Here is a 14,758-nt window from a genome sequence, read left to right as displayed (position 1 = left end):
CCGTGCAAATGAGCCCCCGGGGCAGTTAGAACGCGTAGAGAGTTATGTCCCGCAGTAGGAGCGGAAGGAGCCTAGCTCCGCGGGCGCAGGTAGGGTGAACTCCGTAGGGAAGTTAGCCGCTTCGAACGGATGCGTTACTGCCTCCAGCAACCGTAGGTACAGGTCTGTGTCGCCAGCGCCAGCCTGTTCCAAAGCTTCCGTAACCAGGTGATTGCGCGGAATGTATACGGGGTTCGCGGCCTCCATCAGTTCTCGCGCCCGGGCCTTACTTACGCCCTTTTTCTCCCGCACCGATTCCCATTTGCGGGCCCACTCTGCCACCGCATCCGGCCACTGTCCTTCGTCTCTGGCAATCGGCATCTCGGCGAGTGGATTTCCGTCTGTCGGCACTGTTAAGGAAATGAGGGCTCGGTGCACGTTCGTATGGTCTGGCCCGAACTTCACCAACAGCGACTGCCACTGGCGAAGCAACTTCGTGGCGGAGGGGTCGTCGGCAAGTGAAGATGGCAGGCCAATCTTCGGAAGCCAGTGGCGGGTGAGTGCGGAGGCGAACTCATCCGCGAAGCTGCCGAGAATCTCGCGAGCAGTATTGAGTGCGTCGTCCGGGGTCTCCTCAAGGCTTGGCAAGAGTGCCTCGGCCAGGCGCCCAAGATTCCACCCGGCAACGGTAGGCTGCGCGCCGAACGCGTACCTCCCCGTGCTGTCGATACTGCTGAACACCGCGCGTGGATCGTGCGCGTCCAGGAATGCACATGGGCCGTAGTCGATAGTCTCGCCGGAGACGGACGCATTGTCCGTGTTCATCACACCGTGCACGAATCCGCAGGTCATCCACTGCGCAACCAGGTCTGCCTGCCGCTTGACGACGCCCGCCAGCACCCTCTTCGCCGACTCGTCGTAGCGGTGCCTGGCGGCGGCGAAGTTGATGAGACGGGGCATGGTGTCCGAGCCCGAGCGGGCGACCAGTTCGAAGGTGCCGACGCGCAAGTGGCTTGTGGCTACCCGCACCACGATGCCTCCGGGCTGGAGCTCGCTGGTCGGAGGTTGCTCGTCGAAGGGGATCTGCGAGCCTCGGTAGATATCCTCGCCAGTGGCAATGACTGCGAGGGCGCGCGTTGTAGGGACACCGAGGGCAAACATTGCCTCGCTAATCAGGTATTCGCGAAGGGCGCTGGTCAAAGTGGCCTTGCCATCGCCACCGCGGGAGAAGGGCGTCGGCCCGGTACCCTTTGATTGGATCTCGTAGAGCTGGGTTGCCTGGCTGGCGGCCGCATTGGTCGGGGTCGATTTATCAGGCACGCCGACCTGCCCTTTTAGCCCGGTCAATCCGGGGCGACCCGCAACTGTTGCCAAGAGCAGGGCCCTGCCATCGCCAAGAAGGCCCGCGAAGTTGCCAAATTGGTGGCCTGCGTAGGCGGTCGCAACCGGGAGCGAGCCTGGTGTTTCGGTGCCGTGGCCGGTGAGGAACCGGAGGCCTTCTTCGGAGCGCAACCACGCGGGGTTGAAACCGAGGTCGGTTGCGAGGGCGTCGTTAAGCAAGACAAGGCTCGGGGACGGCGCGTCGAAGCCCTCCTGCTCGATGGCGAGTTCAGGGATGGAAGTGGGCAGATCCGGCTGGTTGGGCGAAGTCGACATGTGCGCAGTGTATAAGGTGGAGCGGACTGAGTGTGGCGGGTTTGTCTGGCGGCTAGGCATGATAGCGGCTGAGCACTGGTTGTGTGGTGGCTATGCGGCGACTAGGCCGCGTCGCGAAAGCGCTGGTAGGCCTCACGAGGCAGCGCAGTTGAAGCATCGAACCAGCGTCCGCGGGGTCGTGCGTTGTAATCGTAATGGGCCTGCGTCGAGCGAATGGCTTTACGGATAGCCGCTGCGGCGCTACCGTCGAAGAGCCCGGCCCAGGTCAGGTGAATGACGCGGTAACCGAGATTGGTCAGCCGGAAGTCGCGGCGGCGGTCATTCCACGGGTCGGCGGCGGTGGGTTCGGAAGCGCTGGGGTCGAAAGTGCTGGGTTCGTACTTAATGCGACCATCGCACTCAATGATGATGCTGAACTGCGGTAGTAGGAAATCCACACGCGCTACCAGGAGCCCGGATTCATCAACGATGCGAGGTTGCTGTACAAAAGACACACGCAGTTCGATGAGTAGGGCTTTTGTAGCGGACTCGAAGACGCTATCGGAAAGCGGCGATGCTGCGGTGAGGATTTCGATGGTGCATCCTCCGCGCAGAGCGCCCCTGCTATCTCGGAGATGTGGCAGGAAGTCAGCAGAGGAAATTGGGGAGTGCCTTTGCGGCGCGAGGTTGGGATGATCGCGGTTCGTTGACCACTCTGGTGGATTGAAACGCGCGGGCGCGCCGGGCCACATCGGGGATGTTCCGGCTAGGGTGCCCTCGACGCCGAGAGTGCCGGTATTGCCGCGCAGGGAGGCGTCGGCAAGCGAGAGGGCCTCGGCGAAACGACGGAAAACATGCAGCTGACGGCGGGTATCCTCGGTCGGCTGAGGTTGCGCGGCGGCAATGTCGACGACCGTGCGGGCGATGGTGGTGACGCGTGCGCCGTCGATGACAGTGACGTCTGGCGTTGTGTCGGGGATTTGCGCGGTCGTGCGGTCTGAAGGCCAGCTCAGCGCGGCATAGTTCAGGTGAAACTGCTGGCCAGAGGTGGTCGTGCGGCGTGTCGATGCCCGCTTTGTCGGCGAGGAAAGACTCAGGGTGTTTGGGAGGTCCAACAGCGGCAACCCGTGAACGAGCGCGGCGGCGTGACCTGTGAGTACCCGGTCCGGATGTGCCTGTGCCATGGCGATGCACTCGATCCGGGCGCGGGCGTGGGCCGCCTTGGTAGCCAGAATCCCGTCGGGATAATCGCTGGTAGAGGGCCATTGTTGACTATCGATACAGATACCCCGGGTGAGACTGACTGCTCGCCCGTCACTAACTGCGCGCTGAATCGCTCTAATCGCAGTGCGGTAGGAAACGTGCTTTTGATTTTTGACGTGCGCGATTCCCTGCGAGTTGAATACGATGTCCGACCTCTTTGCCATAGGTCTTATGGTGACGAAAAAGCATGCTCTTCTGCAGTAGTAATCGGAGGGCTTGTGGATAACTTAGAAGGAATTGGAATTCCCGTATTCGAAACCTGTGGATAGCTGGAGTTTGAGCGAAGGGATGCGATTTGTAGAGGCTCAGGGCCTAAACGAGGCCGAATACGGCGACAAAACGGCTGTATTCTCAAAAATGTGACACATTTTCGTGGTAGCAAATCTGACGAACAGGGGTTTTAGAAAATTCGCTGTCACAAACTTGAGAATAAAGCCGATTTAGAGATGTTCTGGGACAGGAAGTGTTACGGGTGGGGCCTGAGAGGTTTGTAGGTATAAGAAAACCCGGACAATGAGGAAAACCCCTGACTGTCCGGGCTAAATGAGGGAAGGAATGCGCCTAAACAAACCCCAGGCCCCTCAACTCCTACTTCTTCAGCGACTCCGGTGCAGAGAAGCGCGGGCCGTGCTTTGCGGCAAGTTCCTCGGCACGTTCGACGAAGCCTGCCACGCCACGGCGCTCTGGGTGCGCCGCACCGCTGCCGCCGGTGCCCCCATTGCCGACACCGCCACCAACGACCACGCCGCCGTCGTAGTTCTTAATGAACTGACGGGTGCCACCAGTCCATGCCGGGTAGCCGATGCCGAAGATGGAACCGATGTTGCCATCGGCGTCGTGAAGCAGAACGCCCTCGTCGACGCACTTCTGCGTCTCGATAGCCTCGATGAAGAGCATGCGATCGACCAGTTCCTGGATATCGGTGTCCTCCGGGGCAATCGGGGTGATACCGAGCTCTTCACGCAGCTCCGCCGTTAGACCGGACCAGAGGCCGGTGCGCTTGCCATCGGCGTACTCGTAGAAGCCCTTGCCCTCGAGCTTGCCCGGGCGCTCGAACTTGTGCAGCATGGCCTCGACCAGGGCGGGGACGCCACCCTCGTCCAGCTCGACGCCCTCGGTCTCGGCGGCAGCACGTGTCTCCCCGGCAATCTTTTCCATGAGTTTGAGGTTGAGTTCGTCGGCAAGCTGGAGCTGCGGTGCCGGGTAGCCGGCCTGGCGGCCAGCGGCCTCAACAACGGCTGGGGAGTAGCCCTCGGCGACCATGCGCAGCGCCTCGTTGATGACGGTGCCGATAACGCGGGAGGTGTAGAAACCGCGGGAGTCGGTGACCACAATAGGAATCTTGCGGATCGCGACCGCGAAGTCCAGGGATGCCGCGAGGATGGCCGGGTCGGTGTTGTCGCCAGAGATGATCTCAATCAGCTGCATCTTGTCGACGGGGGAGAAGAAGTGCAGGCCGATGAAGTCGCCCTCGCGCTTGACGTGCGAGGCCAGCTCGGTGATCGGCAGGGTGGAGGTGTTGGAGCCCAAAATGCAGGTCTCCGGCACTGCGGCCTCGATCTCTGCATGGACCTTGTGCTTGAGCTCGGTGTTTTCGAAGACGGCCTCGATGACCAGGTCGACGTCGGCGAGATCGTCGTAGGACTCGGTCGGCTTGATGCGGCCCAGCAGGGCAGCGGACTTCTCCTCGGTGGTGCGGCCGCGTTCGAGAGCCTTGGCCTCCAGACCTTCGGAGTAGGACTTGCCGCGCTCGGCGTTTTCTAGCGAGATGTCCTTTAGGACAACTTCCATGCCGGCCTTCGCGCATACGTACGCGATGCCCGCGCCCATCATGCCAGCGCCGACGACGGCGACCTTCTTGAACTCGCGCTTCGGGTACGGAGTGCCGTCAGCCTGCAGCGGACGCGATCCGCCACCTTGGGCATGGTTCAGGTCGAAGAAGAACGCCTGCATCATGTTCTTCGACTGGGATCCAGTGACCAGCTCGGTGAAGTAGCGGGACTCGATGCGCAGGGCGGTATCGATGTCGACTTGGGCGCCCTCGACTGCGGCCTGCATGGCAAGGCGCGGGGCCTTCATCGGCGAACCTTTAAGCTGCTTGGTCAGGTTCGCCGGGAAGGACGGCAGATTCATGGCGAACTTCGGGTTCTTCGGGTCGCCGCCCGGGATCTTGAAGCCCTTTTCGTCCCACGGTTGGGTGGCCTTGGCACTATCGCCGAGCAGCCAGGCACGCGCGGACTCCAGCAGAGCCTCGGGGGCAACGACTTCGTCGACAAGCCCGGTGGCCAGAGCCTTGGACGGGTTCATCTGCGCGCCGGTCAAGATGACCTTCATCAGCGCGGCCTGGATGCCGATCATGCGGACAACACGGGAGACTCCGCCGCCGCCGGGCAGAAGGCCGAGGGTGACCTCTGGCAGGCCGATCTTGGAGCCGCGGGCGTCTGCTGCGACGCGGTAGTTCGCGGCGAGTGCGACCTCGAGGCCACCGCCGAGTGCTGCGCCGTTGATGGCGGCAACCACGGGCACAGGAAGCCTTTCGATGCGGCGCAGCGAGGCCTTCATGTCCTCGACCATGTTGAACATGTCTGCTGCGTCGTCCTCGGTGGCCTTGGACATCTGCTTGATGTCACCGCCTGCGAAGAAGGTCTTCTTCGCTGAGGTGATGATGATGCCCTTAATCGGGGTCTCGGAGCCGTCGCCGATTTCTTCTTCCAGGCGCTCTACGGTGGCGCGGATATCATCCTGGAAGGTCTGGTTCATGGTGTTGACCGGTGCGTTCGGGTCATCCATGGTTAGGGTGACAATTCCGGCGTCGTCGAGGTCCCACCGGAACATGTTTTCAGAGTTGCTCATTAGTCTCTCAGTCCTTTTGTCGTGGTTGTTCCGGTAGTTAGACGCGCTCGATAATGGTCGCGACACCCATGCCGCCCGCGACGCACAGGGAAATCAGGCCGTAGCGGCCGCCGGTGCGGTGCAGCTCGTCGATGGCAGCGCCGGTGATCATCGCGCCGGTCGCGCCCAGCGGGTGGCCCATTGCCATTGCGCCGCCGTTGATGTTCAGCTTCTCGTAGTCAATGCCGAGGTTTTGCTGCGCGTGCTTTACGACGGCGGCAAAGGCCTCGTTGATTTCCCATACGTCGATATCGTCGACGGTCAGGTTGGCCTTGGCGAGGACTTCGCGGACTGCCGGTTCGATGCCGGTGAGCATGATAGTGGGCTCGACACCGTTGACGGCGGTAGCGACTACGCGGGCGCGCGGGGTGAGTCCCATCTCGGCGCCTGCCTTCTCGGAGCCGACCAGGGTCAGGGCTGCACCGTCGACGATGCCGGAGGAGTTGCCTGCGTGGTGGACGTGGTTGATGCGCTCGAGCTGCGGGTACTTCTTTAGAGCCACGGCATCGAAGCCGCCCTGTTCGCCCATCATGGTGAAGGCCGGGCGCAGGCCGGAGAGCGATTCAGCGGTAACGCCCTCGCGGATGGTCTCGTCGCGGTCGAGGATGGTCAGGCCGCTGGCATCCTTAACTGGTACGACGGAGCGGTCGAAGCGGCCCTCCGACCAGGCCTTTGCTGCGCGGGCATGGGAGAGCGCGGCCATTTCGTCGAGGGACTCGCGGTCGAAGCCGTCGAGGGAGGCAATCAGGTCCGCGGAAATGCCCTGCGGGACGAAGTCGGTGGCGAAGGAGACCTGGGCGTCCATGGCCATGGCGCCGCCGTCGGACATCATGGGGACGCGGGACATGGACTCCACGCCACCTGCGAGGACTAGCTCGTCCATGCCGGAGCGGACCTTCTGAGCTGCGAGGTTAATGGCCGAGAGGCCGGAGGCGCAGAAGCGGTTAATCTGCACGCCGCCGGTGCGGTAGGGCAGACCAGCGGTAAGGCCGGCGGTGCGGGCGATGTCCGCGCCCTGGTCGCCTACCGGGCTGACACAGCCGACGATGAGGTCGCTGATGCGCTCCTCGTCGAGGTCCGGGAAGCGATTGCGAATTTCGTCGATGAGGCCGACGAGCAGGGATACCGGGCGTACCTCGTGGAGGGAGCCGTCCTTCTTGCCCTTGCCGCGCGGGGTGCGAATTGCCTCGTAGATGAAGGCCTCGCCGCCCGGCTGGATGGTGGCGGAAGTCATGTATTTATACCTCACAAATTCGTCGTAGAGTGTCGTGTATCACTCTTTGGTTTCGTGCGTCACTCTATATGTTCGACCGGATTGGTGGCAGCACTTCGCGTGGTATTGGGGCGAAAGTTGGAATGTGTGAGGCTCTGAGCTGCGACTACGGAACAAAACGGGGGTATTTACATAAGTTTTTGGGTTCGTCAGATTAGGCCATCAAAATCTTGATCTATCCGTAACCCCATCGTTGCACCAAGCCCAGGGGTTAAGCCTTCAAACGCACCCACACCAGGTGGTGGTCGCTGGTGGCATCTGAGCCCATTAAGTCGCTGAGCTCCTCACCTTCGGCAGGCCAAAAGACCCCACTATCTGCCTGGGGAAGATTGCATGATGGCAGGACATAATCTGCTCGCAGATTGCCAGGCTTTGGTTCACTAAAATCCGCAGTGTCCTGCTCATCTGGGTTCTTATGCTCAGGGCTACCTTCAACCTGGGCGGCTAAAACTGCTCCCTTACTAGTGGGTTGGGAATCGCAAATTTCTTTCAAGTCCAGAATCTGACCAATGCCAGTGGCCCCAGAGTTATCTCCATCCGCGGGATCGGAATTGTTATCACCAAAGACGATGAAACGCTCATCCGGTGCTAGGCCACCTCGTTGACCTTTGTCATCAACAATCCACTCGGCGCGCTCGCCACCTGCGATGTAATCGGCCATGAGGCGAATCTCATCACCATTGCGTCGCGAGTTCCGTTTCTCTGGTCCATCGAAGGATGGGGGAGTGGGGTGGGAAACTAGCAGATGGATATTCTCTTCATCAAACTTCACAGGAACATCCCAGTGAGACTTACTGGAAAGCCGTAGCTGCTCTACGCTTCCTGGGGCGGCTTGTTCGTAGAAATCCACCGGAATTCTGTTATCGGGCATATCTGCCCACTTTAAGTTCTGGAAAGTACGCGCATTGGCTTCATCCAGCGGGTACTTGGACAATATCGCCATTCCATACTGTCCCGGGTGCTTGCCAAACCCATAAGCATCGCCGGGATCGCCCAGTTTGCCGTTGCCGTCAAGATCCATCCCGGAATCAACACCAGTATTTACCGGAGCAGAAAAGATATACGGGTAATCGATGGCATCTTGGCCCTTTTGTCCGGCGCCAAGGTACTTATCCCGGAAGAGCTTGAGCGCCTCGTTGCCTTCGTCATAATCAAACTCATTGAGAATGACCACATCGGGGCTATTGTGCTGAATCACAGCAGCAATGTTGCGTGCTTGCTCATCACCTTCCTGCAGGTCCTTCAGCAATTCCCCAGAGGTATCACGGTTAAGGCTGGTGTTATAGGTCGCAGCCACTAGGCCCTTATTCTCGGATGCTCCGGCGGAGTTTTCTGCCTTAGCCTCAGTGCTATTGGTGGAGGTAGTTGTCGATTGAGCATCAGATTCCCCGCTATTGGAAGGCGAACAACCTGCGAGCCCGAGCATGAATCCGGGGATAAGCACCGCTCCGGTAGCGAATCTAGCGTAGTGGAATGATCTGCGAGTTTGCCGGTGAGCCATAATCCTGCCCTCGTATAGCGAGATGGAGCCTTATTGACAGAGGCTTTATTGGACAATGGGATTGTATCGGCGCTTTTCCATGCTCGCAGTGTGAGTGGGCGGGGACTGTTGTCGGTTTCCCACTGCTTATCAACCGGTTTACTTTGACTCGCGGTATCGACTAAATCCTCAATTGGATTGCGGGTATTGCGCAGCGATGAGCTGGAGTTCGGGCCCTTAATCCTTCGCCGCCACACCGCGCTTCCAGTAGCCCATGAATGACACATGCCCGCGCGGCACACCCCACTCGCGCACGAGCATTCGCCGCATCTTTACGACGGCCCCCGCCTCACCCGCGATCCAGTAGTAGGTGTCGTCAATGCCGTGCGTGGTCGCCGCGTTCTTGGCGCCGTCCTGCGCCGTCGCCTTCTGCGCAGCCGAGCCCTCCGCTCCGAGGTCCTCGCCGTCGCTGGAGTAACTCGGCGTCTCCCACACCAGCGGCTCGTCCGCAGTGCTCGCAACGACGCCACTCGAACCCGAACCTGCGCTCACGGACACACCCTCTTCAGAACCGACACCGCCATCAGCGCTCACGTCCGCACCCGACTCGGCGCCACCAGCATCAGCGTCAACATCACCAACGCCGTCACCAACCCCCAGCTCATGCCCCAGCAGCTCCAGGCTCCGCATGAGCAACTCGCCGCACTCGACAGGCTCGGCAAGCGTTGCCTCGACACCCGCCGCATCGCGCGGCAGCCAGTGGATGCCCACGGCGTCGGGAAGCTCGAGGGTTTGGACATCGGCGCTGGTCGGGACCTCAATGTAGATATCGCCGCGCACACCTTCGGGCCACTCCTGAAGCGTCTTCGCAATCGCGGGCAGCGTCGTTTCATCGCCGAGCATCCGCACAATCCGATTATCTCCTGGCGCAAACTCGATCCCGCGCCCCGAGTCGTCGTCTCGCGTAGGCGCAATCACAATGAGCTCGTCGCCTTCGCTTGCCGACGCCGCCCACGCCGACGCTGGCCCCGGGTCCTCGGCGTGAATCACGAAGTCGATATCCAGCTCCGCCGGCAGCGGGGTACCGGCGGCGTTGGGGGCCTGTGGGCGTCGGAAAGCGCGCACCGAATAGGTGCGAAGATTGCCGCGCGTGGCGGGATCAAGGGAGGTCCACAGTGCGTACCAGTCGGAGTCGGACTCGAAGCAGGGCAGGCCACTGGGGCCGGGAATGATGAGCTTAATGCGCAGATCTCGAATTGTTTCAGCGGGGCCCATATCGTCGACGCCATGGAAGGTGATGCGCTGGAAATGAGGGGAGATGCGCTCGGTGCGCGCCACACGGACGGTAAAGGGTGCGTACATTGTCGAGCTCCTGTAGCGGGGGTGTTAGCCGGGAAACGGTCAGTGGCGGTGAGCATGAGGCAGCGTTGGTGGCCGCTGCTCCTTCTTTTCGGCGGCTCCACCGCCCCACCGGCCCACGGGCATGACGGCCGGAGTGCCGGAGACGGGATCTTCGATAACGCGGGACTCCAAGTCGAAGACATCGCGGAGGGTAGCTTCAGTCACCACCTCGCCGGGCGCACCCGAGGCAAGGATTTGTCCGTCACACATGGCCAGCAGCTGATCGCTATAGCGCGCGGCCAGGTTCAGGTCGTGCAGGACCATCACGATTGTCGTGCCGCGACTGCGGTTGAGGTCGGTGAGTAGATCCAGGACCTCCACCTGGTGCTTGAGGTCGAGGTAAGTGGTGGGCTCGTCTAGGAGCAGCACTGGGGTGCGCTGGGCCAGCGCCATCGCAATCCAGGCGCGCTGGCGCTGGCCACCGGAGAGCTCATCGACGGGGCGCTCGCCAAGATCGCCGAGTCCGGTGGCCTCAAGCGACTGCGCGACAACCCGGTAGTCCTCCGCGCTCCACCGGCCGAAAAAGCCCTGGTGAGGCGTCCTTCCCCGGCCAACGAGGTCCGCCACGGCGATGCCATCCGGGGCAATCGGCGTCTGTGGCAGCATCCCGATGATACGGGCCAGCTCTTTGACCCCGAACTGCTTTATATCGCGGTCAGCCACGCTCACTGAGCCAGACTGCGGCGCCAGGTGGCGGGATAGAGCCTTCAGCAGTGTCGACTTGCCGCAGCCGTTTGGCCCGATGATGGACGTGACCTTCCCCGGCGCGAACTGGGTGGATACACCTCGCACGATGGCGCGGTCACCGTAGCCGACGGTCAAGTCTCGAGCCTCGAGCACCGGCGGCGGCGCCGGTGCCTGCGCTGGCTCCGAGATAGGAGTGGAAGTCAAGGTATGCCTTTCTCTTTCTAACTCACGCACGCGAGCGAATCAGCAGGTAGATGAGGAACGGCGCCCCGAGTGCGCCCGTAACAACACCCACCGGGTAGCGGGTGCCGAACAGGAATTGCCCTGCCAAATCTGCGCCGAGCACAAGTATCGCGCCAACAAGGCCGGCCGGAATGATGAGTGCGGGGCCCGGGCGGAAGAGCCTCGCCGCAATCGGCCCGGACATAAAGGCCACGAATGCCACCGGCCCACATACGGACGTCGCCACTGCAACCAGCAGCACCGCGCCCACCATTAGCCCGACGCGCACAACCGCCGAGCGAATGCCCAGCGACTTGGCCATATCCTGCCCCAGCCGCATACACGCCAATTGGTGCGATGCAACGGCTGCCAGAGGAACCGCCACTGCCACGACCGCCAGCACTGGCCAGCCACGTTCGAACGCCACGTTGTTCAGCGAGCCCGTCAGCCAGCGCGTCGCCGTCGGCATGTCCCACGCCGCGGCCCGGGAGAGCACGTACGTAGTCCAGGACTGCAGCATCGTGCCAACACCAATGCCAATCAGAATCAGCCGCGCCCCCGAGAACCCGCGCCCGTGGCCCCCAGCTAACCTGCCGCATCCCGTTGACAGTAAATAAATTGCCACTGCAACCAGCAGCGACACCGCCAGCGCGCTTGAGCCAACCACAACCGCACCCGCCTGGAACAGCACAATCGCCGTGACCCCGGCCGCCGCCGCTGCACTGGAAATACCAATAATGTCCGGTGACGCCAGTTGATTGCGCAGCAGCGTCTGAAACACCATCCCCGCCATGCCAAACGCCAGCCCTGCCGCCACCGCGATGCTCGCCCTCGGCAGTCGCAGCTCGCCTACGCTAAACGACGCGCCTGGCACCGTCTGCCCCACAACCACCCGCGCGACCTCGCCGAGGGAGTAGGTGGTCTCGCCGAACATCAGGCTTGCCAGCCACAGCGTGCCGACGACAACAACCAAGGCCATAACGCGCATCGCATAGCCGGTGGCGTGCACGCGCCGGGCGCGGCGCAGAGAATCTGCAAGCGGCATCGTAGCTTCGGTATTTTGGCGTGCTCCGGTCTCCAAGCTCATAGTTCGCCCACCTTCACTCGCCGGGCTAGCCAAATAAACACAGGAGCGCCAATCATCGGCGTCACAATGCCGACCGCCACCTCGCTCGGATGCCCAACAAGCCGCCCAATCGTGTCGGCAGCCGCGAGCACCACCGCACCCGCCAGCAATGAAGCCGGAAGCAAAACGCGGTAGTCGGTGCCGAGAAAGAGACGCAAGAAGTGCGGGACAATCAGTCCGATAAAACCAATTGGCCCCGCCAGTGCCGTCGCCGTGCCACAAAGAATCACCGCGCCAATGGTCGCAGTCAGCCGAGTCCTGACCACGGGAATGCCGAGGCTGGTGGCCGTGTCGTCGCCAAGCGCAAGAGCATTGAGCCCCGCGGCGGTGGCGGCGACTAACAGCGTGCCAACGAGCAGAAGCGGCGCGGCCGTTGCCAGAGTATCCCAGCGGGCACCGCCGACCGAGCCGATTTGCCAGAAGCGAAACTGGTCGAGCACCTCACTGCGTGGAAGAACAACCGCACTGGTCAGACTAGTTAGTGCGGCGGTGGTTGCGGCGCCGGCGAGCGCTAACTTCAACGGTGTGGCCCCGCCCCGGCCCAGCGAGCCGACCGAGTAGACAAAAACGGCTGCGGCGAACGCGCCGATGATGGCAGTGATCATCGTCGGCAGGGGTCGGGAGAGATTCGCAAAGGCGATGCCGACGCATACGGCTAAGGCGGCGCCGGCCAGAACGCCAAAGATGCCTGGATCTGCCAGGGGATTGCGGGTCACGGCCTGCAGAGTCGTTCCAGCCATGGCAAGCGCTGCACCCACAGCGAATGCCATAACGGTGCGGGGAATGCGCGTCCACGCGACGGCCTCACCCGGAGTGGAGGTGGCCCCGCCGAGGGCAGAGATGGCATCGGCGACGGAAATGCTGCGTACCCCAAACATCACCGAGCACACGCACGCTACCAGGGCGCACACGCCAAGGACGGCGAAGGTGAGAGTAGTTTTCGTTCTCGACTGCATAGGCGAGCGATCAGTATTCCTGTGGTCGGGTGTGGTGTTTTGGTAGGCGGCGTGTAGCTGGGATGTCGTTGGGGCGCTAGGACTTCAGGGCCTTGGCGATTTCCCCGAAGTAGCGGTCAATTCCCCAGGTGATGCCGAGCGGCGACGGATTTGCGGCGGCACCCAGCGGGCCGTTTTCTAGGAACACGACCTTTCCCTTCGCGATGGCTGGGACCTTCTTCAGCAGCGGATCGGCCTGCATGTCGGCCAGCTTCTTCTTATCGTCGTCCGGTTTGCCCGAGGAGTACGCCAGCAGCACATCCACGTCCGCGAACTGCTCCGGCTTCTCGGTGGAGGCCTCAATCCAGAACTGATCCGAGCGCTCCGACTCGCGTGCGACGAGCTCTGGTGCCGCCAGACCGTGGTCAACAAGGAATCCCATGCGCGGATCCTTCGTGGAGTAGAAGCCCAACTTCGACGGGTCCGTGCTGCCGCCAAAGGCCGTGAACAGGACCTTCTTCCCCTTCAGCTCGGGGTGGGCGTCCAGGGCGTCGGCAGTCTTGTTGTCTAAATCGGCGACCAGCTTCTCGCCCTCGGAGTCCTTGCCGAGAGCCTTCGAGTTCATCGTGATCATGTCCTTCAACGAGGTTCCCCAGGCAGTGGAGGGGTACGCGACGACGGGTGCAATCTTGGACAGCGTGTCGTAGTCCTCTTGGGTAATGCCGGAGTAGGAGGCCAGGATGACATCCGGCTTTGTTTCGGCTACCTGCTCGAAGGGGATGCCGTCGGTCTCGTCAAAGATTGCGGGCTTCTTCTCCCCGGAGTCTGCACCGAGCTCCTTTAGCTTGTCCTCAACCCAGGGCAGGATTCCGTTGTCATTGTCATCGCCGAAGGTGGCCTTGGACATGCCGACCGGAACCACGCCAAGGGCGAGGGGGACCTCATGATTGGCCCAGCCAACAGTCGCAACGCGCTGAGGAGCCTGATTGATGGTCGTCTCGCCGAACGCGTGCTTGATAGTGACGGGGAAGGCGGCGTTGCTATCGTCTGCGCTGGTGGAGGTGCCGGATGCGGCGTTATTGGCACCGTTGGTGTCAGTGCTGGTGCAGGCAGCAAGGCCCAGTGCGAGGGAGCCGGCGATTGCTGTTGCTAGGAGTGCACGTGTGGCGGTGGCTCGGGCGGCGGTGTGAGTTGTTCGAACGGTGTGGTTGCTGGTGGTCTTTGTAGTCTCGCGTGGTGTGGCGGATTCGCGGTGCATGGGGCCTCCAAGGGCGCATAAAAATAAGTAAATAGACACTTGGGAAGCAAGCTTAGGCTAGTCTCAGTTTGTTACGCAAAGGTAGTCGTTCGGCCCCGTAAACGTTGTGTAAGTAGGGGGAGTGCTGAGGCGTTTTTCCTGGCCCCAGTCCTATTCCACAGGCTCGTCCGGGCTAAAAAGGTTCCCTCCATGGTTGGAGGCCTAAGGGGTAACGGTAGGGGGGGCGGGGAGAGTATTAGGTTCTAGGGTTGCCTCTGCGAGATACCAAGTCCTTTTAGCATGGTGAAACCGCATGACCGGCTGCGCAAACGGTCGCATATCGAGGTCGTAGAGCGCGCTGTCGATGTCCCCTTCGAAATCTGCTGCATGAAAAGAACCCGCTTCCCCTGCTCGAACGCTCTCCAGATAGTCATGCAAAACCTGAGCGGAACACTCCACCACAACGAAATTGCGTGGGGGAATGTCTTTCCAAAGGTCGATGGTGATGTTGCCTGAGTCGTCGAGGAAAGCGTGAGTGCCGATCAACCCCTCCTTCGCCGAATTGATTCGGTCAACAAACTCCCGCTTATCCCTTGCGCTCTGGGCGCTATCGACTTCCGGACTCATC

11 protein-coding genes are annotated in these 14,758 nt (G+C 61.6%); all 11 read right to left on the bottom strand.

The annotated features are described in order from the left end of the window. Positions 1–42 precede the first annotated feature (42 nt). Complete coding sequence (locus CLAC_RS11445) at positions 43–1,635, bottom strand: protein adenylyltransferase SelO (RefSeq protein WP_053413026.1); 1,593 nt, start codon at positions 1,633–1,635, stop codon at positions 43–45. A gap of 101 nt (positions 1,636–1,736) precedes the next feature. Continuing rightward, the gene (locus tag CLAC_RS11440) at positions 1,737–3,041 is read right to left on the bottom strand and encodes a PDDEXK family nuclease (protein ID WP_053413025.1); all 1,305 of its coding nucleotides are present in this window, start codon (positions 3,039–3,041) and stop codon (positions 1,737–1,739) included. Between the two features lie 424 nt (positions 3,042–3,465). After that, positions 3,466–5,730 carry a 3-hydroxyacyl-CoA dehydrogenase NAD-binding domain-containing protein gene (locus CLAC_RS11435; RefSeq protein ID WP_053413024.1) on the bottom strand — a complete coding sequence of 755 codons (2,265 nt, stop codon included), beginning with the start codon at positions 5,728–5,730 and terminating at the stop codon, positions 3,466–3,468. Between the two features lie 37 nt (positions 5,731–5,767). Beyond that, positions 5,768–7,003 carry an acetyl-CoA C-acetyltransferase gene (locus tag CLAC_RS11430; protein WP_053413023.1) on the bottom strand — a complete coding sequence of 412 codons (1,236 nt, stop codon included), beginning with the start codon at positions 7,001–7,003 and terminating at the stop codon, positions 5,768–5,770. Between the two features lie 250 nt (positions 7,004–7,253). After that, complete coding sequence (locus CLAC_RS11425; RefSeq protein ID WP_245621886.1) at positions 7,254–8,339, bottom strand: endonuclease/exonuclease/phosphatase family protein; 1,086 nt, start codon at positions 8,337–8,339, stop codon at positions 7,254–7,256. A gap of 420 nt (positions 8,340–8,759) precedes the next feature. Further along, positions 8,760–9,884, bottom strand: coding sequence for a siderophore-interacting protein (locus tag CLAC_RS11420; RefSeq protein WP_053413022.1), 1,125 nt, complete (start codon positions 9,882–9,884; stop codon positions 8,760–8,762). Between the two features lie 39 nt (positions 9,885–9,923). After that, positions 9,924–10,814, bottom strand: a complete 891-nt coding sequence (locus CLAC_RS11415; protein ID WP_245621885.1) for an ABC transporter ATP-binding protein — start codon at positions 10,812–10,814, stop codon at positions 9,924–9,926. Positions 10,815–10,836: 22 nt separating this feature from the next. Further along, a complete protein-coding gene (locus CLAC_RS11410) occupies positions 10,837–11,877 on the bottom strand; it encodes a FecCD family ABC transporter permease (RefSeq protein ID WP_211255409.1) in 1,041 nt (346 codons plus the stop codon). Positions 11,878–11,915: 38 nt separating this feature from the next. Then, complete coding sequence (locus CLAC_RS11405) at positions 11,916–12,914, bottom strand: FecCD family ABC transporter permease (RefSeq protein ID WP_053413020.1); 999 nt, start codon at positions 12,912–12,914, stop codon at positions 11,916–11,918. 76 nt (positions 12,915–12,990) lie between these two features. Continuing rightward, the gene (locus CLAC_RS11400) at positions 12,991–14,151 is read right to left on the bottom strand and encodes an iron-siderophore ABC transporter substrate-binding protein (protein ID WP_082313403.1); all 1,161 of its coding nucleotides are present in this window, start codon (positions 14,149–14,151) and stop codon (positions 12,991–12,993) included. A 201-nt stretch (positions 14,152–14,352) separates the two neighbouring features. Beyond that, a complete protein-coding gene (locus CLAC_RS11395) occupies positions 14,353–14,757 on the bottom strand; it encodes a hypothetical protein (protein WP_053413019.1) in 405 nt (134 codons plus the stop codon). Position 14,758 lies beyond the last annotated feature (1 nt).

Source organism: Corynebacterium lactis RW2-5 (assembly GCF_001274895.1).
In the GTDB taxonomy this organism is placed as follows: Bacteria; Actinomycetota; Actinomycetes; order Mycobacteriales; family Mycobacteriaceae; genus Corynebacterium; species Corynebacterium lactis.
This window is presented reverse-complemented; position numbering and strand designations above follow the sequence as displayed.

Coding starts and splice junctions, on each gene's coding strand:
- CLAC_RS11445 (WP_053413026.1), bottom strand. CDS start 1,635: ATGTCGACTTCGCCCAACCAGCCGGATCTGCCCACTTCCATCCCTGAA.
- CLAC_RS11430 (WP_053413023.1), bottom strand. CDS start 7,003: ATGACTTCCGCCACCATCCAGCCGGGCGGCGAGGCCTTCATCTACGAG.
- CLAC_RS11440 (WP_053413025.1), bottom strand. CDS start 3,041: ATGGCAAAGAGGTCGGACATCGTATTCAACTCGCAGGGAATCGCGCAC.
- CLAC_RS11420 (WP_053413022.1), bottom strand. CDS start 9,884: ATGTACGCACCCTTTACCGTCCGTGTGGCGCGCACCGAGCGCATCTCC.
- CLAC_RS11400 (WP_082313403.1), bottom strand. CDS start 14,151: ATGCACCGCGAATCCGCCACACCACGCGAGACTACAAAGACCACCAGC.
- CLAC_RS11405 (WP_053413020.1), bottom strand. CDS start 12,914: ATGCAGTCGAGAACGAAAACTACTCTCACCTTCGCCGTCCTTGGCGTG.
- CLAC_RS11410 (WP_211255409.1), bottom strand. CDS start 11,877: ATGCCGCTTGCAGATTCTCTGCGCCGCGCCCGGCGCGTGCACGCCACC.
- CLAC_RS11435 (WP_053413024.1), bottom strand. CDS start 5,730: ATGAGCAACTCTGAAAACATGTTCCGGTGGGACCTCGACGACGCCGGA.
- CLAC_RS11395 (WP_053413019.1), bottom strand. CDS start 14,757: ATGAGTCCGGAAGTCGATAGCGCCCAGAGCGCAAGGGATAAGCGGGAG.